20 protein-coding genes are annotated in these 20,359 nt (G+C 63.3%); 9 read left to right on the top strand and 11 right to left on the bottom strand.

The features are described 5' to 3' along the window. Window positions 1–52 precede the first annotated feature (52 nt). Window positions 53–358 carry a hypothetical protein gene (locus tag ACX93L_RS11830; protein WP_459405012.1) on the top strand — a complete coding sequence of 102 codons (306 nt, stop codon included), beginning with the start codon at window positions 53–55 and terminating at the stop codon, window positions 356–358. A 320-nt stretch (window positions 359–678) separates the two neighbouring features. Continuing rightward, window positions 679–1,068 (top strand): hypothetical protein, encoded by a 390-nt coding sequence (locus ACX93L_RS11825; protein WP_459405011.1) that lies wholly within the window; start codon window positions 679–681, stop codon window positions 1,066–1,068. 361 nt (window positions 1,069–1,429) lie between these two features. Here the strand turns inward: ACX93L_RS11825 and ACX93L_RS11820 are convergent, their stop codons facing one another. The 3 genes from ACX93L_RS11820 to ACX93L_RS11810 form a co-directional block, all read right to left on the bottom strand. Beyond that, window positions 1,430–2,431, bottom strand: a complete 1,002-nt coding sequence (locus ACX93L_RS11820; protein WP_459405010.1) for an NAD(P)H-quinone oxidoreductase — start codon at window positions 2,429–2,431, stop codon at window positions 1,430–1,432. Between the two features lie 170 nt (window positions 2,432–2,601). Next, window positions 2,602–3,003 carry a hypothetical protein gene (locus tag ACX93L_RS11815; protein ID WP_459405009.1) on the bottom strand — a complete coding sequence of 134 codons (402 nt, stop codon included), beginning with the start codon at window positions 3,001–3,003 and terminating at the stop codon, window positions 2,602–2,604. A gap of 127 nt (window positions 3,004–3,130) precedes the next feature. Continuing rightward, window positions 3,131–4,939, bottom strand: a complete 1,809-nt coding sequence (locus ACX93L_RS11810) for a bifunctional diguanylate cyclase/phosphodiesterase (protein ID WP_459405008.1) — start codon at window positions 4,937–4,939, stop codon at window positions 3,131–3,133. A gap of 218 nt (window positions 4,940–5,157) precedes the next feature. Between ACX93L_RS11810 and betI the strand changes: the two genes are divergently transcribed. From betI to betA, 4 genes are all read left to right on the top strand, one after another. Next, window positions 5,158–5,814, top strand: coding sequence for a transcriptional regulator BetI (gene betI, locus ACX93L_RS11805; protein WP_459405007.1), 657 nt, complete (start codon window positions 5,158–5,160; stop codon window positions 5,812–5,814). A 147-nt stretch (window positions 5,815–5,961) separates the two neighbouring features. Continuing rightward, window positions 5,962–7,482, top strand: coding sequence for a choline-sulfatase (gene betC / locus ACX93L_RS11800; RefSeq protein WP_459405006.1), 1,521 nt, complete (start codon window positions 5,962–5,964; stop codon window positions 7,480–7,482). Window positions 7,483–7,484: 2 nt separating this feature from the next. Continuing rightward, entirely contained in the window at window positions 7,485–8,948 is a 1,464-nt protein-coding gene (gene betB / locus ACX93L_RS11795; RefSeq protein WP_459405005.1) for a betaine-aldehyde dehydrogenase, read from the top strand. A gap of 154 nt (window positions 8,949–9,102) precedes the next feature. Next, entirely contained in the window at window positions 9,103–10,755 is a 1,653-nt protein-coding gene (gene betA / locus ACX93L_RS11790) for a choline dehydrogenase (RefSeq protein WP_459405004.1), read from the top strand. 3 nt (window positions 10,756–10,758) lie between these two features. Here the strand turns inward: betA and ACX93L_RS11785 are convergent, their stop codons facing one another. The 7 genes from ACX93L_RS11785 to ACX93L_RS11755 form a co-directional block, all read right to left on the bottom strand. Beyond that, window positions 10,759–11,058 (bottom strand): type II toxin-antitoxin system RelE/ParE family toxin, encoded by a 300-nt coding sequence (locus ACX93L_RS11785; RefSeq protein ID WP_459405003.1) that lies wholly within the window; start codon window positions 11,056–11,058, stop codon window positions 10,759–10,761. Then, window positions 11,055–11,327, bottom strand: coding sequence for a YlcI/YnfO family protein (locus tag ACX93L_RS11780; RefSeq protein WP_459405002.1), 273 nt, complete (start codon window positions 11,325–11,327; stop codon window positions 11,055–11,057). The genes ACX93L_RS11785 and ACX93L_RS11780 overlap by 4 nt, the downstream gene beginning before the upstream one ends. Before the next feature lie 187 nt (window positions 11,328–11,514). Then, window positions 11,515–12,573: a sulfate/molybdate ABC transporter ATP-binding protein gene (locus tag ACX93L_RS11775; protein WP_459405001.1), complete on the bottom strand. Its 1,059-nt coding sequence runs from the start codon at window positions 12,571–12,573 to the stop codon at window positions 11,515–11,517. Between the two features lie 12 nt (window positions 12,574–12,585). After that, entirely contained in the window at window positions 12,586–13,455 is an 870-nt protein-coding gene (gene cysW / locus ACX93L_RS11770; RefSeq protein WP_459405000.1) for a sulfate ABC transporter permease subunit CysW, read from the bottom strand. Continuing rightward, window positions 13,445–14,281 carry a sulfate ABC transporter permease subunit CysT gene (cysT, locus tag ACX93L_RS11765; protein WP_459404999.1) on the bottom strand — a complete coding sequence of 279 codons (837 nt, stop codon included), beginning with the start codon at window positions 14,279–14,281 and terminating at the stop codon, window positions 13,445–13,447. Before cysT ends, cysW begins: the two co-directional genes overlap by 11 nt. Window positions 14,282–14,394: 113 nt before the next feature. After that, window positions 14,395–15,417, bottom strand: coding sequence for a sulfate ABC transporter substrate-binding protein (locus tag ACX93L_RS11760; RefSeq protein WP_459404998.1), 1,023 nt, complete (start codon window positions 15,415–15,417; stop codon window positions 14,395–14,397). Between the two features lie 247 nt (window positions 15,418–15,664). After that, entirely contained in the window at window positions 15,665–16,111 is a 447-nt protein-coding gene (locus tag ACX93L_RS11755) for an RrF2 family transcriptional regulator (protein WP_459404997.1), read from the bottom strand. A gap of 333 nt (window positions 16,112–16,444) precedes the next feature. On the opposite strand from ACX93L_RS11755, the gene ACX93L_RS11750 reads away from it, so the two are divergent. The 3 genes from ACX93L_RS11750 to cysN all read left to right on the top strand — a co-directional run bounded on the left by ACX93L_RS11750 (window position 16,445) and on the right by cysN (window position 19,793). Next, window positions 16,445–17,191 carry a phosphoadenylyl-sulfate reductase gene (locus ACX93L_RS11750; protein WP_459404996.1) on the top strand — a complete coding sequence of 249 codons (747 nt, stop codon included), beginning with the start codon at window positions 16,445–16,447 and terminating at the stop codon, window positions 17,189–17,191. A gap of 174 nt (window positions 17,192–17,365) precedes the next feature. After that, on the top strand, window positions 17,366–18,316 hold the full coding sequence (gene cysD, locus ACX93L_RS11745; protein WP_459404995.1) for a sulfate adenylyltransferase subunit CysD: 951 nt from the start codon (window positions 17,366–17,368) through the stop codon (window positions 18,314–18,316). 1 nt (window position 18,317) lies between these two features. After that, a complete protein-coding gene (gene cysN, locus ACX93L_RS11740; protein ID WP_459404994.1) occupies window positions 18,318–19,793 on the top strand; it encodes a sulfate adenylyltransferase subunit CysN in 1,476 nt (491 codons plus the stop codon). A 106-nt stretch (window positions 19,794–19,899) separates the two neighbouring features. On the opposite strand, the gene ACX93L_RS11735 is transcribed toward cysN, so the two are convergent. Further along, complete coding sequence (locus ACX93L_RS11735; RefSeq protein ID WP_459404993.1) at window positions 19,900–20,181, bottom strand: DUF6522 family protein; 282 nt, start codon at window positions 20,179–20,181, stop codon at window positions 19,900–19,902. Between the last annotated feature and the right edge of the window lie 178 nt (window positions 20,182–20,359).

Genomic DNA, 20,359 nt, shown 5'->3' with positions numbered 1-20,359 from the left:
ACCGTCCGGGCCTGCGCGGCGACACTTGCATTGGCAATTGGAGGAGAAAATCATGGAAGACCCGATCCGCTGGCGAAACATGCAGAACGCGCCGAGGGACGGCAGCCGTATCTTGGTGACCATCCGCGCCTCCGAACAGGGACCGGGCGCCGTCGATCTCGTCTACTGGTCAAACGGCGACCGCTTCGGCGCCGACGGCTGGCGCTCCTCCGATTCGACGCCGGGGGCGATCATTTCCTATGCGGAACCGGAGCTGAAATGCTGGATGCCGCTGCCGGGGGTCGACACGGATGCGACCGCGAGGCCGCCGGCCTGGGAGGGCGAGGACGAGGCCGAGCTGGATGGCTCGGGGATCTGAGACGAAGCTTTGCGGCTGGGGTCATGGGCGCGGTCTGGCGGACGACGGGAATTGCGGCTGCCTGATGGTAACGCGGGGGCGATGGCGGGTTTGCGGCGATTGCGGATGTCGGATCCAATCGACGCACTGTCCGACTTGGGGCCGGAAGCTGACCGTCCGATGATGGGGTGCCAAACGGCGAAACCGGACATCCACGTATGTGGTAATGTGGTCCGCGTTCGGCCCGAAGCGGTCATCTGTAACCGTTCACCATCTTAGTTTACCATTCCGTCAAACACGGAAACATATAAAAATCCCTCACCGGAGACTGAGGAGATCGAATGACAATAATCTTCCTAATCATAGTGAAATTTCCCATAATTGTATTTTTTTGTGCCCTTCTGATTTCTGTTGCGTTAGGTAAAATCGTGAAAGAAAACTTGGAGCGCGGCGTTAATTTCAATGGCATTGCAGCGGTTCTGATTTGTGTAAACTTGGCATTATTGGCATTGGCTTCGACTTTTAGCTGCGCAACATCCGGAAGCTTCTGTCTCCCTGGGGTTGATCGCGATGACGCGTCGACTCAATGGCTCGCCGCCCTCGGTTTCTACGCAACTCTTGGAGGCTTCCTCATTGTGCCAGTGTCGGCCTTTGTCTTGAGTACATTCGCCCTCGGGTGGGTTTACTGGATCGTCGGTGGACGCAAACGCTATCCTTCAGCGAAGAACTAAACGGGAAGCCGGCCGCGTTCCCTAAGTTGAATTAAAGCGCGAAAATTCTACGGTGATGAATTTGGTGCAAGTTCGGCAGAGCCGCCACCATACGGACACTGGTTTGTTTGCATGTCTCCTTCTGGCGCGAAGGCGACGAGACGCCCCTGCGGAGAATGACCGCTTACGGTGACGCAAGACACGGCGCGCGTGTCCGAAATGAAGGCGCATCGCTAGCTTCAGCGCTTCAAACCCAATGTCCCCTCACGGCCCCATACCGGACCCGGCCAAGCCGGTATGAGCCGGCCGCGTTCTGCCTCTGACGTTCGGCAAGCCGACCGCCGGCGAGAGGAAAAATCGATCCCTCGCCGGCCACGCCCCCTCACCCCAGCTTCAGCACGATCTTGCCGATATGCTTCGAGCTTTCCATCAGCCGGTGGGCCTCGACGACGTCGTCGAAGGGCAGGACGGTGTGGATGACCGGGGCGACGGTGCCGGCGGCGAGCAGGGGCCAGACCTCGGAAACCAGTTCGTCGCGGATGCCGCGTTTCTCGTCGGCCGTGCGCGGACGCATGGTGGAGCCGGTGACGGTCAGGCGCTTCACCATGACGGGGGTCAGATCGACCTTGTCGGCGACCGAGCCGCCGAGGAAGGCGATGATCGACAGACAGCCGTCCTTGGCGAGCGCCGAAAGGTTCTTCTGGAAATAGGCGGCGCCGATCATGTCGAGCACGATGTCGACCCCGCGGCGATCCGTTTCGGCCTTCACCACCTCGGCGAAATCCTCGCTCCTGTAGTCGATGGCGCGACGCGCGCCGAGATCGACGCAGGCCTTGCATTTTTCCGGCGAGCCGGCGGTGGCGAAGACCTCGGCGCCGAAGGCCTTGGCGAGCTGGATGGCCGTCGTTCCAATCCCGGACGTGCCGCCGTGGATCAGCACCGTCTCCCCTTCGGTCAACCCTGCCATCTGGAAGAGATTGGCCCAGACGGTGAAGAAGGTTTCCGGAACGGCTGCGGCCTTCACTGCGTCATAGCCCTGCGGGAACGGCAGGGCCTGGCCGGCGGGAACGGCACAATATTCGGCGTAACCGCCGCCATTGGCGAGCGCGCAGACCTTGTCGCCGAGAACGAATTCCTCGACGCCCGCGCCGAGCGCCACGACTTCGCCCGCCACTTCGAGGCCGAGCACCGGATTGGCATCTTTCGGCGGCGGATAGGTGCCCTCGCGCTGGGCGACATCGGGACGGTTGACGCCCGCCGCCTCGACGCGAACCAGGATCTCGCCGGGTTTCGGGACCGGCAGCGGCCCTGTCGCAAACCGCATGACTTCGGCTTCGCCGAAGGACGGCAGGTCAACGTAACGCATGGTGGCAGGAAGCGACATCACGGGACTCCTCTCACGCTCGACGGATAGGACGACATAGGCCAGACGAAGCGATCTGAAAAGGAGGCCGTTTGACGCGCGCGACAAATTGCGCCGGCCCCGACATCTCGCGCCAGGCAGCCCGAGGCGGAGCGTCGAAGCCCAAGTCCCGGGACTTCGTGCTCGCCCGCTCAGCCACGTGATGCGTGGGCGTAGAGCTCACGGAAATCGTAGTAGCGGAGCCTCTTGTCGCGGCAGCGGAAATCGCTGGTGCTGGCGCCGACGATACGATTGGCCTTGAAGGAGACACCCAGAACCTTGGGGATATCGTTGCCGCGCTCAGATCGAATCCGCAGACAGAAGGCGTAGGTCTTTGTCTCAGGGTCCAGCAGCACGACGCTGGAAATCTTCGGATCGAAGATGTTGGTCGCGCCGAAGACACCGTCGTCGAAGGCCTTGATGACGGCCCGGCGCAGGGCGGGAGACGGAGGAACCTGGGAATCGGCAACGGATTGCGGGGCGCTGCTCTGACAACCGGAAAGAACCGAGATCGCCAGAACCGGCGACATGAACTTCAAGAACAATTTCAACATCAATAAACCCGATCAAATGAATAGTCGCCACGACTACCAATCCTGGCGTGCTCCTTCAAGTAAAAACACAATCAGGACGACATGCCATGTTTGATCGGATTTGTATCTGCTCCGCGAGGAAACGGGCTCAGTTCTCCGCCACGCCGAATGCGCGGATCACCAGACCGGTATCGCTTTCCTTGGCCTGCTTCTTCAGCTCGGCAATCTCGGCCCCGACACGATTGATGTCGTCGATCACGAAGCCTTTCGGCAGTTCGACCACACCGATGGAGCAGCGCATAAGGGGGAAGTCGCGCTCGCGGCCGAGCCGGTCCAAGCCGCGTATCCGGCCCGCGTCGCGAGCGTCGTCGGAATAGAGTTCCACCACGTCGTCGTGGAAATCCGAAAGCAGGCGATCGAGGATCTCGGTCAGTTCCTCGCGCGTCCAGTCCCTGACGCCGATGAAGAAATCGTCGCCGCCCACATGGCCGAGAAAATCGCCTTCGGCGAAGAAGTAGCGGCGCAGCAGGGCCGAAAACAGGCTGATCGCGTGATCGCCCATCTGGAAGCCGTAGTGATCGTTGAACGGCTTGAAATTGTCGAAGTCGCAGTAGCAGAAATGGCGATCCTCGTCGCCGTCGCGGCCGCTGTCCTGCATGAAGTCGCGGATCGCCCGGTTGCCCGGCAGGCCCGTCAGCGGGTTCTGGTCCTGCGCCGTCTTCAGCTGTTTCTCGTTGATGATGCGGATCAGCGAGGCGGCCGAGACGACACCGGTGTAGCGCATGTTTTCCGTGAGGATGACGCAATCGGAACCGTCCATGTTGGCGAAGATCGCCAGCAGCCGCTCGGCATCGGCATCGAGCCCGACAATCGGGGCGCGATCGACGAAATGCGAGATGGAGCGCTCGTAGACCTTGTTCTTGAGGAGGTCGCGACCGAAGGGCTGGTAGATGTATTCCTTGAGGTGGCGTTCGTTGATGATGCCGCGCGGCTCGCCGTTGGCGTTGAGCACCGGGAAGAAGGTCTGCCCGGGATTGCGGCGGAAGAGATCGAAGACGCTGTCGATGCTCTCGTGCTCATAGACGGTCGGCAGATGCTCGATCTGGCGGCGGATGAGGATCTCGTCAAGCGACTGGGTCGAGCGGCGGACCTTGCCGATCTCCTGGAGATGGGGAAAGGACGGTTTCAGCTCGTTGAGCAGCGTGGTCGGGCGGGCGATGAACCAGCCCTGGACCAGATCGACGCCGAACTCGCGGCAGGCGATGAATTCAGCTTCGGTCTCGATGCCCTCGGCGATGACGCGCACGCCGAGCACATGGCAGAAGTTGACGATGTTCTTGACCAGATGCCGCTTGCGCGGATTGCTGTCCATGTTGGCGACGAAGTGACGGTCGATCTTCACGTAGTCGACGGGATAGTCGCACAGCAACTTCATCTCGCCATGGCCAACGCCGAAATCGTCGATCGCCAGCTTGAAACCTGACTTTCTAAGCCGGGCAACAAGCCCGGCGAATTCCGGCACGCTGGTGTTGTCGAAGCGCTCCGACAGCTCGAAGCAGATCGAGGACGGCGGGATGTTGGCCTGGCGCAGATGCTGGAGGATGCTGTCGATCAGTTCGTCTCCCTGGGAGATCAGGCGGACGTCGAGATTGAGGAAAAGCGTTGTGTCGGAGAAATTCGGCAGGGTGGCGAACTTGGCAAGAGCCCGGCTTGCGACCATCTGTTCGAGCGCCACGAGCTGGCCGGCGGCGGCGGCCTGGTCGAGCAGGTCGAGCGGCGTGTCGAAGCCGATCCGGTCATGGCCACGCATCAGGCTCTCATAGCCGAACACGGCGCCGGTCCCGACTTCGACGATCGGCTGCAGCGCATTTTCGACGACAAGCTTGGCAAGGGTCAGCAACTGGTCATTGGCAAAGCGGCGCAAGATGCCCGTCTCCACCGCGGCGCCCGATTTCATGACTTTCTCCAAATTCATTTGTTTTTACGGCCGAAGCGTGGTTGCAAATCGTCAAGAAAACCTTTCCCGCGCGTGACGGTTGGATGAATGTTTTGTGACGTTTGCACAGCGGTGCGCAATAAGCGGGCACGTCGCAGACAGTCCTGTACACGCCGCGAATTTTTATTGATTGATGGATCAACCAAACCTAAATTGGCATCGGTCAGGAAAGGTCGGACATGCCAAAAGTCGGAATGGAACCCGTGCGCAAGAAGGCGCTGGTGGATGCAGCGCTGCGGGCCATCGGCCATCACGGATCGCTCTCCGTCACGATGTCCGAGATCGCCCGCGAGGCAGGCGTTTCGGCGGCGCTGGCGCATCACTATTTCGGCTCGAAAGAACACCTGCTGACCGAGACGATCCGGGCGCTGCTGCGCCAGCTGAAGGTCGACACCGTCAGGGCGTTGAGGACCGCGACGACCCCGCGCCAGAGGCTTTCCGCGATCATTCGCGTGTCGTTCGACGCCGATCAGTTCGCCCCGGAAACGGTCGCCGCATGGCTTGCCTTCTACGTCGACGCGCAGCGTTCGGAAGAGACGCGCCGGCTGCTGGTAATCTACGCCCGGCGGCTCGATTCCAACCTTCTTTCCGCCCTTCACGCGCTGGTCGGCGCCGATGACGCAAGCCGCATCGCCGAGGGCGCGGCCGCGATGATCGACGGGCTCTATATCCGCCAGAGTCTGCGCTCCGCCCCGATCAGCACGAGCGCCTCGGTGGCGCTGGTGGAGGACTATATCGAGGGGCAGCTGGCGCGGTGCGCGACGCTTTGCGTTGAGACATTGGCCCCTCACCCCCCTGCCGGAACCTTCTCCCCGCAGGCGGGCAGAAGGAGCTAGCCGCAAGGTCGGCATTCCCTCGCCACACGCCGGTTGGGAATAGCGGCGGTGCCGCGCGGGCCTTCTCCCCGCCCGCGGGGAGAAGGTGGCGGTAACCGGATGAGGGGCAGGAGGCACAACAGAATTGGGAACGAGAAAGAACAGGACATGACGACGAAGCCCAACATCCTGATCATCATGGTCGACCAGCTGAACGGGACCTTCTTTCCCGACGGCCCGGCGGACTGGCTGCATGCGCCGCACATGAAGGCGCTCGCCGCCCGCTCGGCGCGGTTCGCCAACAACTACACGTCCTCGCCGCTCTGCGCGCCCGCCCGCGCATCCTTCATGGCCGGCCAGCTGCCGAGCCGCACCCGCGTCTACGACAACGCCGCCGAGTATGTCTCGTCGATCCCGACCTTCGCCCATCACCTGCGCCGCGCCGGCTATTACACCGCGCTGTCGGGCAAGATGCATTTCGTCGGCCCCGACCAGTTGCACGGCTTCGAGGACCGGCTCACCACCGACATTTATCCGGCCGATTTCGGCTGGACGCCGGACTATCGCAAGCCGGGCGAGCGGATCGACTGGTGGTATCACAACATGGGCTCGGTCACCGGCGCCGGCGTCGCCGAGATCACCAACCAGATGGAATATGACGACGAGGTCGCCTTCCTGGCGAACCAGAAGATCTACCAGCTCTCGCGCGAGAACGACGACAAGGATCGCCGCCCGTGGTGCGTCACCGTGTCGTTCACCCATCCGCACGACCCTTACGTTGCGCGCCGCAAGTATTGGGATCTCTACAACGACTGCGAACACCTGATGCCGGAGGTCGGCATGCTCGCCGACCAGGATCCGCATTCGAAGCGCATCCTGCATTCCTGCGACTATGACAGTTTCAACATCACCGACGAGAATGTACGGCGCTCGCGCCAGGCCTATTTCGCCAATATCAGCTATCTCGACGACAAGGTCGGCGATCTCGTAGACACGCTGACGCGCACACGCCAGCTCGATGACACGCTGATCTTCTTCTGCTCCGACCATGGCGACATGCTGGGCGAGCGTGGGCTGTGGTTCAAGATGAACTTCTTCGAAGGTTCGGCCCGCGTGCCGCTGATGGTCGCCGGCCCCGGCGTCACGCCGGGCCTGCACACAACCCCGACCTCGAACCTCGACGTCACGCCGACGCTGTGCGATCTGGCCGGCATCGACATCGAGGAGATCAAGCCGTGGACCGACGGCATGAGCCTCAAGGGCATGATCGACGGCATCGAGCGCACCGAGCCGGTGCTGATGGAATATGCCGCGGAAGCCTCCTATGCTCCGCTGGTCGGCATTCGCGAGGGAAAGTGGAAATACGTCCATTGCGAGCTCGACCCGGAACAGCTCTACGACCTCGAGGCCGATCCGAGGGAGCTCAAGAACCTCGCCGCCGATCCGGCCCATGCCGAAGTCCTCGCCTCCTTCCGCGCCAAGCGTGACGCCCGCTGGAACATGACCGAGTTCGACGCGGCCGTGCGCGAAAGCCAGGCGCGGCGCTGGGTGGTCTACGAGGCGCTGCGCAATGGCGCCTATTTCCCCTGGGACCACCAGCCATTGCAGAAGGCGTCCGAACGCTACATGCGCAACCATATGAACCTCGACAATCTCGAGGAATCCAAACGCTATCCGCGCGGAGAATGACGATGAAAGCCCAACCGCAAGCCTCCCATTTCATCGATGGAGAATATGTCGAGGACACCGCCGGCACGGTGATCGAGAGCATCTATCCGGCGACCGGCGAGGTGATCGCCAAGCTGCATGCAGCAACGCCGGCGATCGTCGAGAAGGCGATCGCGTCGGCCAAGCGCGCGCAGAAGGAATGGGCCTCCTGGAGCCCGACCGCGCGCGGCCGCGTGCTGAAGAAGGCCGCCGAGATCATGCGGGAGCGCAACCGCGAGCTTTCCGAACTGGAGACGCTCGACACCGGCAAGCCGATCCAGGAGACGATCGTCGCCGACCCGACCTCGGGCGCCGACAGTTTTGAATTTTTCGGCGGCATTGCCGCGACCGCGCTCAACGGCAGCCATATCCCGCTCGGGGGCGACTGGGCCTATACCAAGCGCGTGCCGCTCGGCGTCGTGGTCGGCATCGGCGCCTGGAACTACCCGCAGCAGATCGCCTGCTGGAAGGGCGCGCCGGCGCTTGCCGCCGGCAATGCCATGGTCTTCAAACCTTCCGAAGTCACCCCGCTCGGCGCCTTGAAGATCGCCGAGATCCTGATCGAGGCGGGGGCGCCCAAGGGCGTCTACAACGTCATCCAGGGCGACCGCGACACCGGACCGCTGCTGGTATCGCATCCCGACGTCGCCAAGGTGTCGCTGACCGGCTCGGTGCCAACGGGCCGCAAGGTGGCGGGGGCCGCCGCCGCGTTGCTGAAGCACGTCACCATGGAGCTCGGCGGCAAGTCGCCGCTGATCGTGTTCGACGATGCCGACATCGAAAGCGCGATTTCGGGCGCGATGCTCGCCAATTTCTACTCGACCGGGCAGGTCTGCTCGAACGGCACGCGCGTCTTCGTGCACACGGCGATCAAGGCCAAGTTCCTCGCCCGCCTCAAGGAGCGCACCGAGGCGATCCTGATCGGCAACCCGCAGGACGAGGCGACCCAGATGGGACCGCTCGTCTCCTGGGCACAGCGCGAGAAGGTTCTGGGCTACATCGAGAAGGGCAAGGCGGAAGGCGCCACGCTTCTGACCGGCGGCGGCATTCCCAACAACGTCTCGGGCGAAGGCTATTACGTGCAGCCGACGGTGTTTGCCGACGTGACCGACCAGATGACCATCGCCCGGGAAGAGATTTTCGGCCCGGTCATGTGCGTGCTCGACTTCACCGACGAGACGGACGTGATCGCGCGCGCCAACGCCACCGAATTCGGCCTGGCCGGCGGCGTCTTCACCGCCGACATCACCCGCGCGCACCGCGTCGTCGACCAGCTCGAAGCCGGAACGCTGTGGATCAACACCTACAATCTCTGCCCGGTCGAGATCCCGTTCGGCGGCTCGAAACAGTCCGGCTTCGGCCGCGAGAATTCGGCGGCGGCGCTGGAGCATTATTCGGAACTCAAGACGGTCTATGTCGGCATGGGCAAGTGCGAGGCGCCGTATTGATTTGAGAAATTGCCCCTCACCCTGACCCTCTCCCCGCTTGCGGGGAGAGGGAACTCGGCTTGCGGGGACGTCGCGAAAATGGAAACGGCGCAGCACATCCCTTCTCCCCGCCTTCGGGGAGAAGGTGGCGGCAGCCGGATGAGGGGCATTTCAGATGCAAAACGCAGACTACATCATCATCGGTTCCGGCTCGGCGGGTTCGGCCATGGCCTATCGGTTGTCGGAAGACGGCAAGCACACCGTCATGGTGCTCGAATATGGCGGGTCGGATGTCGGGCCGTTCATCCAGATGCCGGCGGCGCTGGCATGGCCGATGAGCATGAAGCGCTATAACTGGGGCTATCTCTCCGAGCCCGAGCCGAACCTCAACAACCGCCGGATTACGGCGCCGCGCGGCAAGGTGATTGGAGGGTCGTCCTCGATCAACGGCATGGTCTATGTCCGCGGCTCGGCGGAAGACTATACCCGCTGGGAAGAGGCCGGCGCCAAGGGCTGGGGCTATGCCGACGTGCTGCCCTACTTCAAGCGCATGGAAAACTCGCATGGCGGGCAGGACGGCTGGCGCGGCACCGACGGGCCGCTGCACGTCCAGCGCGGGCCGGTGAAGAACCCGCTGTTCAAGGCCTTCGTCGAGGCCGGCAAGCAGGCCGGTTTCGAAACCACGGACGACTATAACGGCGAGAAGCAGGAAGGCTTTGGCCTGATGGAGCAGACCATCTGGAAGTCGCGCCGCTGGTCCGCCGCCAATGCCTATCTGAAGCCTGCGCTGAAGCGCCCGAATGTGGAACTCGTTCGCTGCTTCGCCCGCAGGATCGTCATCGAGAACGGCCGGGCCACCGGCGTGGAGATCGAGCGCAACGGAAAGATCGAGGTGGTCAAGGCGAACCGCGAGGTGATCGTCGCCGCCTCCTCGTTCAACTCGCCGAAACTGCTGATGCTGTCCGGCATTGGACCGGCTGAACATCTGAAGGAGATGGGCATCGAGGTGAAGCTCGACCGTCCGGGCGTCGGCGCCAACCTGATGGACCACATGGAATTCTATTTCCAGCAGGTCTCCACCAAGCCCGTCTCGCTCTATTCGTGGCTGCCCTGGTTCTGGCAGGGGGTCGCCGGGGCGCAATGGCTGTTCTCCGGCACCGGCCTCGGCGCCTCCAACCAGTTCGAATCTTGCGCTTTCGTGCGCTCGGCACCGGGCGTCAAGCAGCCGGACATCCAGTATCACTTCCTGCCCGTGGCGATCTCCTATGACGGCAAGGCGGCGGCCGACAGCCACGGCTTCCAGGTGCATGTCGGCTACAACCACTCCAAGTCGCGCGGCAGCGTGACGCTGCGGTCCTCCGACCCGATGGCCGATCCGGTGATCCGCTTCAACTACATGAGCACCGAGGAGGACTGGGTGAAGTTCCGCCATTGCGTGCGGCTCACCCGCGAAATCTTCGGCCAGAAGGCCTTCGACCACTATCGCGGCTCGGAAATCCAGCCCGGCGAGCATGTGCAGACGGACGATGAGATCGACGCCTTCCTGCGCGAGCATCTGGAAAGCGCCTATCACCCCTGCGGCACCTGCAAGATGGGCTCGAAGGACGATCCCATGGCGGTCGTCGATCCGGAATGCCGCGTGATCGGCGTCGAGGGCCTGCGCGTCGCGGATTCGTCGATCTTCCCGGACATCACCTACGGCAACCTCAACGGCCCGTCGATCATGACCGGCGAAAAGGCTTCCGACCACATCCTCGGCAAGCAGCCCCTGCCCCGCTCCAACCAGGAACCGTGGATCAATCCGAGGTGGGAGACGAGCGACCGGTAAGGCTCAGTGGTAATCATCCTCGCGCTGGTGGCGGACGGCGAGGATGGTGACCGTCTTTCCATTCTCTATTTCGAAGAGAGCGATGTAACCGCCAGCGCCAAAAGGGATAACCAATTCGCGCAGGAAGCTGTTGTCCCCAGGAGCCTTGCGTGCGGCGAAGGGAAATTCCCTGAGACCGTTGATCGTGCGAATGATGACTTCGACGGCCTTTTCGGCGGCATCAAAGTCCCTCTCAAGCAGGAAGGCATAAAGCCGCTTGATATCCGCCCGCGCATCGGGGCTATAGCGCAATCTGAAACTCATCGCCCGAGTTTTGCTTTCTTAGCGTCCAACATGGCTCGCAGCTCGGCATGAACCTCATCGGCATCGTAATAGATGCCCGTGCGCTTGGCCTCCTCGCGCGCCGCCAGCCCGCGGGCGATGAACTCGGCCTGGGTCTTGCGAAAATGGATCTGCGCCTTCACCGAATTCTCGACGAAGGCGGAGAGGCTTTCGCCCTCCTTCAGCACGCTTTCGGCAGCCGCGCGCAGTTCGGGATCGACGCGCAGAGAGGGAAGCGTTGCGGTTTTCATCGGACATCTCCTGCGTTGCAATTGCGATGCAGGGTGCGCCCGAAACGCCACGACGTCAACCACGGCAACTCGTCCGCGTAAAAGATGCAACCGGCAAGACGGGTTTCGCGTCGTCCCGGTCGGCGAACGCGGCAATCGAGACATGGTCCATGAAAAAAGGCCGGTCTTGCGACCGGCCTTCGTTTCGTTACGCGCCGTTCGAGGCGGAGCCGTTGGAGAACAGCTTCCAGCGGCTCGGGCGGAAGCGGATTTCGGCACCGACGGCGACCGGGGCGTCGAGCGGAACCTCGATTTCCAGGTGGTAGGGCTCGTGCCCCTCGTTGGCGACGTCGATTTCGGCGATGCGGGTACCGGCCAGACGGCGGCAGGCGGTGACCTTGCCGTAGAGCGAATTGCGCTCGGTCGTCACGGCGACGTCCTGCGGGCGGAAGAAGAGTTCGCCGGGGCCCTCCGCCTTGTCGGCAATGCCGATCGGCTCGCCCTGGAAGAGCACGGTGTTGTCACGGACCGCGACCGGGACATGCGAGGATTCGCCGATGAAGGAGAAGACGAAGGGCGAGTTCGGCGTGTCGTAGACGTCGTCCGCCGAGCCGACCTGCTCGACCTTGCCCTGGCTCATGACCACGACGCGGTCGGCGAGTTCGAGCGCCTCTTCCTGGTCATGGGTGACGAAGAAAGTGGTGTGGCCGGTGCGGTCGTGGAACTCCTTCAGCCAGCGGCGCAGCTCCTTGCGGACCTTGGCGTCGAGCGCGCCGAAGGGTTCGTCCAGCAAGAGCACGGTCGGCTCGATCGCCATGGCGCGGGCGAGCGCCACACGCTGGCGCTGGCCGCCCGAGAGCTGGGCCGGGTAGCGCCGCTCGAGGCCCGACAGGTGCACCATGTCGAGGAGATCCGAGACGCGCTTCCTGATTTCCGCAGCCGGCGGGCGGGTGGCCTTGGGGCGCACCTTAAGGCCGAAGGCGATGTTGTCGGCGACCGTCATGTGACGGAACAGGGCGTAGTGCTGGAAGACGAAGCCGATATGGCGCTCCTGCACGCTCTTTTCCGAGGCGTCCTCCTTGCCGAAGAAGATGCGGCCGGCGGTCGGCTGTTCGAGGCCGGCGATCAGACGAAGAAGGGTCGTCTTGCCGGACCCGGAAGGCCCGAGCAGCGCAATGAGCTCGCCGGTGCGGATCGACAGGGAAATGTCGTGCAGCGCCGGGAACTGGCCGAACTCCTTGCGGATATTGGTAATGGTGACATCCATGGGGAGAACCTTTCAGTGTTTGCGGCTTGCCGCGATTTCGTCGCCGTAGTGCAGCTCGAGAATGGTCTTGAGCGCCAGCGTGACGAGGGCAAGGAGAGCCAGAAGCGTCGACACGGCAAAGGCGGCGACGAAGTTGTATTCGTTGTAGAGCACTTCGATATGCAGCGGCATCGTCTCGGTCAGTCCGCGGACGTGGCCCGAGACGACTGAGACGGCACCGAACTCGCCCATGGCGCGGGCGTTGCAGAGCAGCACGCCGTAGAGCAGGCCCCACTTGATGTTGGGCAGCGTCACATACCAGAAGGTCTGCCAGCCGGACGCGCCGAGCGAGATCGCCGCCTCCTCGTCGCCGGCACCCTGTTCCTGCATCAGCGGGATCAGTTCGCGGGCGATGAAGGGGAAGGTTACGAAAACGGTCGCAAGCACGATTCCGGGCACCGCGAAGATCACCTCGATGCCGTAGCTCTTCAGCCACGGGCCGAGAAAACCCTGCGCGCCGAACAGCAGCACATAGACCAGGCCGGAAATCACCGGCGAGATCGAGAACGGCAGGTCGATCAGGGTGATGAGGAAGGTCTTGCCACGGAACTCGAACTTGGCGATCGCCCAGGCGGCCGCCACGCCGAAGACCAGATTGAGCGGCACCGAAATCGCCGCGACCGTCAGCGTCAGCCGGATGGCGGAGAGCGCGTCGGGCTCGACGAGTGCCTCGACGAATTCCGCCGCGCCCTTGCGGAAGGCCTCGACGAAAACGACCGCGAGCGGCAGGACCACCACCAGCAGCATGAAGACGATGGCGATGGCGGTCAGCAGCCAGCGCCAGGCCGGCAATTCGTTGGCCGCGTCATGGAACGGGGTGCGGGAGGAGGTTTCAGCGGACATTGGTGTACCTCCTGCGGCTCCACATCTGCAGCAGATTGATCAACAGCAGCATGGCGAACGAAATCACCAGCATGATGCAGGCGATCGAGGTGGCGCCCGCATAGTTGAACTCCTCGAGCCGGATGACGATCAGGAGCGGTGCGATTTCCGACACGTAAGGAATGTTGCCGGCGATGAAGATGACCGATCCGTATTCGCCGACGGCGCGGGCGAAGGCGAGCGCGAAGCCGGTCAGGATCGCCGGGACGAGCGTCGGCAGGACCACCATGCGCAGCGTCTGGAAACGCGAGGCCCCGAGCGTCGCCGCCGCCTCCTCGACCTCGCGGTCGAGCTCCTCCATCACCGGCTGCACGGTGCGCACGATGAACGGCAGGCCGACGAAGATCAGGGCAACGACGATGCCGATCGGGGTGAAGGCGATCTTGATGCCGAGCGGGGCGAACAGCTGGCCGACCCAGCCCTTCGGCGAATAGAGCGCCGCAAGGGCGATGCCGGCAACCGCGGTCGGAAGCGCGAAGGGCAGATCGATCACCGCGTCGAGCAGCCGGCGGCCGGGAAAGGTGTAACGCACCAGAACCCAGGCTGTGATCACGCCGAAGACGACGTTGATCGAGGCGGCCATGAGGGCCGATCCGAAGCTGACCTCGAGGGCGCGCAGCGTCCGCTCATCGAGCGCGATCGCCAGGAACTCCCGCCAGCCGAGCGCCGTCGAACGCCAGATGAGGGCAGCCAGCGGGATCAGGATGATCACCGTCAGATAGAAGATCGTATAGCCGAGCGTCAGGCCGAAGCCCGGCAGAATGCTCGGCTGTCGCCAGTTTTTCATGAAGGTTCCCGTCGTCATCGCCTCGTCGCGCTTTTTATCATGCCTGCAAATAATCATGCGACAAGCCCCGACCGTTCAAGATCGGGGCTTGTCTCCCGGGAGGATCGCCAAAGTCAGTTGGCGGGCTTGTAGATCTGGTCGAAGATACCGCCATCGGCGAAGTGGGTCGGCTGAGCCTTTGCCCAACCACCGAAGATCGGGTCGTCGATCGTCACCAGATCGAGCTTCGGCAGCTTCAGCTGGTCGGCCGGCACCAGTTCCGGCTTCGACGGACGGTAGAAGTGCTTGGCTGCAAGGGCCTGACCTTCCGGCGAATAGAGATACTGAAGGTAGGCCTCGGCGACCTTGCGGGTGCCCTTGGCGTCGACATTGCCATCAACCACGGTCACCGGCGGCTCGGCCAGGATCGAGAGTTTTGGCACGACGATGTCGAAGCTGTCCTCGCCGAATTCGGCACCGGCCAGATAGGCCTCGTTTTCCCAGGCGATCAGCACGTCGCCGATCTCGCGCTGGGCAAACGTGACAGTCGAGCCGCGAGCACCTGTGTCGAGAACGGGCGCTCGCTTGTAGAGCTCGGCGATGTATTCCTTGATCTTGGCTTCGTCGCCACCGAATTCCTTGTGCGCCCAGGCCCAGGCTGCCAGGTAGTTCCAGCGGGCGCCGCCCGAGGTCTTCGGGTTCGGGGTGATGATCTGCACGTCGCCCTTTACCAGGTCGCCCCAATCCTGGATGCCCTTGGGATTGCCCTTGCGGACGAGGAAGACGATCGTCGAGGTATAGGGCGACGAGTTGTTGGGAAGGCGGCCGCGCCAGTCGGCGGGGATCTTGCCTGTCGCCTTGGCGATCGCGTCGATATCGCCTTCGAGGGCCAGCGTCACGACATCCGCATCGAGGCCGTCGATCACCGAACGGGCCTGCTTGCCGGAGCCGCCGTGCGACTGGCGGATGGAGACATCCTCGCCGGTCTCGGCCTTCCAGTGCTTGGCGAAGACCTCGTTATAGTCCTTGTAGAGTTCGCGGGTGGGGTCGTAGGACACATTCAGCAGAGCCGTTTCGGCATGGGCCGAAGCCACTGCCGCAGCGGTCATCGACAGACCCAAAAGCAGTCCACCAAGCCGTTTCGTAAAGCTGTTCATGGCAACCTTCTCCTTTCCTCTTTCCTGAAGTTAAGACTACTGGACAGGTCGAGTTAGTCAACGCGAGCGGAAAAATAGCAAAACGGTACCCTCCCCGCACACGGCAGGGAAAATGCTGACCCACGAACGGCGACCGCAACGGGGCAAAATGTTCGTGGAACGGGGCTGCCGCAGAAAAGCCGGATTTCGAAAACCTAACCGCCAAGGACCTTCCGGGCGGGGAAAATTCCGGCAAACCGCGGAATCGTCAGTCCGCAAGCTCCATCACGTCGCTGCTTGCCGGCGCGGCGATCGCATCCGCGATGGTCGTCGAGAAGAGCACCGCGCGCGTCTCGTCGGCGACGCGGGCAAAGACGTGGCGGATCTCGCAGTCCTTTTCGCCGGCACAGTCCTCGCAGCGGCGGTAGGCGGTGATCGACAGGCAGGGCAGCGGGGCGATCGGGCCGTCGATCAGGCGCAGCACTTCGCCATAAGTGATGTCGGAGGCCGGACGCAGCAGGAGATAACCGCCCTGCTTGCCGCGCCGGCTGGTCACCATGCCGTTGCGCTTGAGGTCGAGCAGGATCTGCTCGAGGAACTTCTTCGGGATCTTCTGGCGATCGGCAATATCGGAAATCTGCAAGGGATCGCCCGTCTCGGCACGCGCCAGAGCCGTCAGCGCCCGCAATGCATATTTCGCCTTTTGGGAGATCATGTCCAATCACCACTCGACGCGGGCAGATCGCCGCGTCCCGTCGGGATAACCGAATTCGACCGTTTTTTCAAACCCCGAGGCTATGCGTCGGACCGGAAACCATGCTGCAACATTAACTCTATTGATTTACTAGAAATTACGTGGTAACGTTCGAGATATTCGAGTTCTCCGGCCGACACGGGCCGGCCGCCACGCGACGCAACCGGGACGAATTCCCGCCATTGTCCGCGTGGAGAGAGATATTTGCTCTTCATCTTCCTCTGCTTGAAAGGCAATTCCTGTTCGCGCTCGGCGAAATGAGGAATAATCCCTGGCACTAGCAGGAAGAGAAACATGAGCCTTCAAAACCTCCCAGAAGCCGCCGCTGCCCTCGACGCCGCACTCGCCGGCGCAGACCTCACCGAGCGACTGCGTATCGTCGCGGCCTTCGGTGGACGGGCCGTCTTCACCACGAGTCTCGGCATCGAGGACCAGGTGATCACCGCGGCCATCGGCCTTGCCGGCCTGCCGATCGAGGTCTCGACGCTCGAGACCGGCCGGCTGTTCAAGGAGACGGTGGATCTCATCGGCGAAACCGAGGAACGGTTCGGCATCGCCATCAAGCGTTTCCATCCGGAGCAGGACGACATCGACGCCTATGCGGCGAAATACGGCCTCAACGGCTTCTACGAAAGCGTCGAAGCCCGCCACGCCTGCTGTCACGTGCGCAAGCTGGTGCCGCTCGCGAAGGCGCTTTCCGGCGCCACGTTGTGGGTGACCGGCCTGCGTCGCGGCCAGTCCGGCAACCGCGCGGCGACACCGTTTGCCGAATATGACGCGGAGCGCAACCTCATCAAGGTGAACCCGCTCGCCGACTGGTCGATCGAGGCGATCAACGCCTATGTGGAAGCCGAAGGCGTGCCGACCAACCCGCTGCACCGCAAGGGCTACCCGTCGATCGGTTGCGAGCCGTGTACCCGGGCGATCAAGCCCGGCGAACCCGAGCGCGCCGGCCGCTGGTGGTGGGAAAACGACGAGAAGCGCGAATGCGGCCTGCACGTCCCGGAAGCGACCGCGTCTTCCATACCGACACCGGCCTGATTTCGGAGACTTTGCCCCTCACCCTGATCCTCTCTCCGCTCGCGGGGAGAGGGAGACGGAAACGGCGCGGCATCTCCCTTCTCCCCGCAGGCGGGGAGAAGGTGGCGGCAGCCGGATGAGGGGTAAGGCCCAGGATTTACCGTCGGACAGGATCCGACCCAAGGACAAGAGACAATGCACCATTCCGAATTCGATCCTCATTCCAAGGACACGCCGACCAAGCCGCCGCTTGATCCGCATCTGAAGGCACTGGAAAACGAAGCAATCCACATCTTCCGCGAAGTGGCCGCCGAGTTCGACAAGCCGGTCATGCTCTATTCGATCGGCAAGGACAGTTCCGTGCTGCTGCATCTGGCGCGCAAGGCCTTCTATCCCGGCCGCGTGCCCTTCCCGCTGCTTCACGTCGACACCGGCTGGAAGTTCAAGGAAATGATCGCGTTTCGCGACGAGATCGTCGAACGTTACGACCTCGACCTGATCGTGCACACCAATCCGCGCGGTGCGGCCGAGAACGTGACGCCCTTCACCCATGGCTCGGCCCTCTACACCGACATCATGAAGACCGAGGCCCTGCGCCAGGCGCTCGACGCCGGCCAGTTCGACGCGGCCTTCGGCGGCGCGCGGCGAGACGAGGAAGCGAGCCGCGCCAAGGAACGCATCTATTCGTTCCGCACGCCCGACCACAAATGGGACCCGCGCAACCAGCGCCCGGAACTGTGGAACATCTACAACGGCCAGATCCGCCGCGGCGAGAGCGTTCGCGCCTTCCCGCTGTCCAACTGGACCGAGGTCGACATCTGGCGCTACATCCAGGCGGAAGACATTCCGCTGGTGCCGCTCTACTATGCCGCCAAGCGCCCCTTCGTCGAACGCGACGGCATGATGATCCTCGCCGAGGATCCGCGCCTCGAACTGCTGCCGGGCGAAGTGAAGCAGGAGGGCATGATCCGCTTCCGCACGCTCGGCTGCTTCCCGCTGACCGGCGCCATCCGCTCCCAGGCGACGACGCTCGAAGACGTGATCGCCGAGCTTGAAATCGCCACCGTGTCCGAGCGCCAGGGCCGGGCCATCGACCGCGACCAGTCGGGTTCGATGGAAAAGAAGAAACGCGAAGGATATTTCTGAGATGACCGCAAGCGTAACCGCCCTCGCCTCCGTTCTTCCGGAGACCCATCCGGCTCCCGTCACGCGCGATTCGCGCCCGCTGCGCCTCATCACCTGCGGCTCGGTGGACGACGGCAAGTCGACGCTGATCGGCCGCCTTTTGTGGGACACCAAGGCCGTCAAGGAAGACCAGGCCGCCACGCTTCACCGTGATTCGGGCAAGCAGAACGACCTCGGCCTGCCCGACTTCGCGCTGCTGCTCGACGGCCTTCAGGCGGAGCGCGAACAGGGTATCACCATCGACGTCGCCTATCGCTACTTCTCTTCCGAGAAGCGATCCTTCATCGTCGCCGACACCCCCGGCCACGAACAGTATACCCGCAACATGGCGACCGGCGCCTCGACCGCCGATCTCGCGATCCTGCTCGTCGACGCCCGCGCCGGCCTGCTCGAGCAGACCCGCCGCCATGCGACCATCGCCTCGCTGATGGGCATCAAGCAGTTCGTGCTGGCCGTCAACAAGTTCGACCTCGTCGACTATGACCGCGCCGTGTTCGACCGGATCTCGCATGAGTTCAAGGAGCTGGCGCTGACGCTCGGCGTGCGCCAGGTGACCGCGATCCCGATGTCCGCGCTGAAGGGCGAGAACGTCGTCTATTCCGGCCATGCCGCGATGCCGTGGTATGAAGGCCCGACGCTGGTCGAGACGCTGGAACTCGCGACGCTGCGCTCGGCCCAGACCACGGGCTTCCGCCTGCCGGTCCAGCGCGTCTGCCGCCCGGGCGAAAGCTTCCGCGGCTACCAGGGTACGGTTGCCGGCGGCGCCGTGAAGCCCGGCGACGGCGTGGTGATCCTGCCCTCCGGCCAGATCGCCAACGTCAAGCAGATCGTCACCTTCGACCTGGTGCGCAATGCGGCGGTCGCGGGCGATGCGATCACGCTGGTGCTCGACCGCCAGGTCGACGTTTCGCGCGGCGACATGATCGTCTCGCTCGACAGCCAGCCGCAGACGGGCCTCTCCTTCGACGCCCATCTGGTGGCGCTGCAGCCGGACGGCATCCAGCCGGGCAAGCGCTACTGGCTGAAGTCGGGCTCGCGCCGCCAGCGCGTTCAGGTCAACCCGGTCTCGCAGCTCGACCTGAAGACCGGCAAGTGGAATGCAGCGGAAGCGCTGCCGATGAACGCCATCGGCAAGGTGCACCTCTCCTTCGACGAGACGGCGATCTTCGACCCCTATGAGCAGAACCGCTCGACGGGCGCCTTCATCCTGATCGATCCGGACACCAACAACACGGTGGCCGGCGGAATGGTGACGGCCAAGCGTGCCGACCTGACCGGCCTCAACGCCAATGAGGTTCGTGTCATTCTCTCGCTGCCGGCCGATCTTGCCGAGCAGATCATGGCGACCGAGCTGCTTGCCAGCCGTCGTGACGAGGTTGAAACCCGCCGTGTCACCAACGCCGCCGCCCGCGACCTGATCGACGGCATCGACGGCTAACCATTCTCCCCGGACGCAGCGCGTCCCCAATGCCCGCTTCCTCACCGAAGCGGGCTTTTTTTGTTTGTAGAAGATAGCGAAGGAGGATGGGTGTCGGTGGGAACGCTCAGGCGGTGTCGTCCCGGCGAACGAGACCACCGCGGGCAAAGTTCAGGTCCTCGCTGACAACCCCGCCATCGGCATCAAGGATCGCGCGCCAGATGCGATTGCCGATACGCAGGCTGAGCCGCGAGGTGCCGGCGTGTTCGCCCTCGCCGATCTCGACGGTGCTCTTGACGAGGCCCTGCTCCTGATGGCGGCGGAACTCCGCGGGCGAGAGACCAAAGCGCTGGGATATCTCGCGCGGGTCGAGGATGAAGTCGCCGTTCTGATCGCGTTCGATATGCATCACCTGCTCCAGTGCCCTTGGGCCACGGCGTTTGCTCGCCGGCCGCGTATGCCCGGTTGCCCGTGCCAGCTTCCATGGCTGTTTATTCGCGAGATCGGCCAAAGCCTCAAGGAAGAATATTGCCCCAGAGCGAGGGGCATCGGAATGTTCGCCCGCAATTCCCCGTCGGCAGAACGTC

The organism is Rhizobium sp. CAU 1783, assembly GCF_054551725.1.
Note: the sequence above shows the minus strand (reverse complement) of the source record. Positions and strands in the feature narration are given on the sequence as shown.

Excerpts from the sequence above, each read along its gene's own strand:
- ACX93L_RS11830 (WP_459405012.1), top strand. The coding sequence starts at position 53 with ATGGAAGACCCGATCCGCTGGCGAAACATGCAGAACGCGCCGAGGGAC.
- ACX93L_RS11825 (WP_459405011.1), top strand. The coding sequence starts at position 679 with ATGACAATAATCTTCCTAATCATAGTGAAATTTCCCATAATTGTATTT.
- ACX93L_RS11820 (WP_459405010.1), bottom strand. The coding sequence starts at position 2,431 with ATGTCGCTTCCTGCCACCATGCGTTACGTTGACCTGCCGTCCTTCGGC.
- ACX93L_RS11815 (WP_459405009.1), bottom strand. The coding sequence starts at position 3,003 with ATGTTGAAATTGTTCTTGAAGTTCATGTCGCCGGTTCTGGCGATCTCG.
- ACX93L_RS11810 (WP_459405008.1), bottom strand. The coding sequence starts at position 4,939 with ATGAAATCGGGCGCCGCGGTGGAGACGGGCATCTTGCGCCGCTTTGCC.
- betI (WP_459405007.1), top strand. The coding sequence starts at position 5,158 with ATGCCAAAAGTCGGAATGGAACCCGTGCGCAAGAAGGCGCTGGTGGAT.
- betC (WP_459405006.1), top strand. The coding sequence starts at position 5,962 with ATGACGACGAAGCCCAACATCCTGATCATCATGGTCGACCAGCTGAAC.
- betB (WP_459405005.1), top strand. The coding sequence starts at position 7,485 with ATGAAAGCCCAACCGCAAGCCTCCCATTTCATCGATGGAGAATATGTC.
- betA (WP_459405004.1), top strand. The coding sequence starts at position 9,103 with ATGCAAAACGCAGACTACATCATCATCGGTTCCGGCTCGGCGGGTTCG.
- ACX93L_RS11785 (WP_459405003.1), bottom strand. The coding sequence starts at position 11,058 with ATGAGTTTCAGATTGCGCTATAGCCCCGATGCGCGGGCGGATATCAAG.
- ACX93L_RS11780 (WP_459405002.1), bottom strand. The coding sequence starts at position 11,327 with ATGAAAACCGCAACGCTTCCCTCTCTGCGCGTCGATCCCGAACTGCGC.
- ACX93L_RS11775 (WP_459405001.1), bottom strand. The coding sequence starts at position 12,573 with ATGGATGTCACCATTACCAATATCCGCAAGGAGTTCGGCCAGTTCCCG.
- cysW (WP_459405000.1), bottom strand. The coding sequence starts at position 13,455 with ATGTCCGCTGAAACCTCCTCCCGCACCCCGTTCCATGACGCGGCCAAC.
- cysT (WP_459404999.1), bottom strand. The coding sequence starts at position 14,281 with ATGAAAAACTGGCGACAGCCGAGCATTCTGCCGGGCTTCGGCCTGACG.
- ACX93L_RS11760 (WP_459404998.1), bottom strand. The coding sequence starts at position 15,417 with ATGAACAGCTTTACGAAACGGCTTGGTGGACTGCTTTTGGGTCTGTCG.
- ACX93L_RS11755 (WP_459404997.1), bottom strand. The coding sequence starts at position 16,111 with ATGATCTCCCAAAAGGCGAAATATGCATTGCGGGCGCTGACGGCTCTG.
- ACX93L_RS11750 (WP_459404996.1), top strand. The coding sequence starts at position 16,445 with ATGAGCCTTCAAAACCTCCCAGAAGCCGCCGCTGCCCTCGACGCCGCA.
- cysD (WP_459404995.1), top strand. The coding sequence starts at position 17,366 with ATGCACCATTCCGAATTCGATCCTCATTCCAAGGACACGCCGACCAAG.
- cysN (WP_459404994.1), top strand. The coding sequence starts at position 18,318 with ATGACCGCAAGCGTAACCGCCCTCGCCTCCGTTCTTCCGGAGACCCAT.
- ACX93L_RS11735 (WP_459404993.1), bottom strand. The coding sequence starts at position 20,181 with ATGCATATCGAACGCGATCAGAACGGCGACTTCATCCTCGACCCGCGC.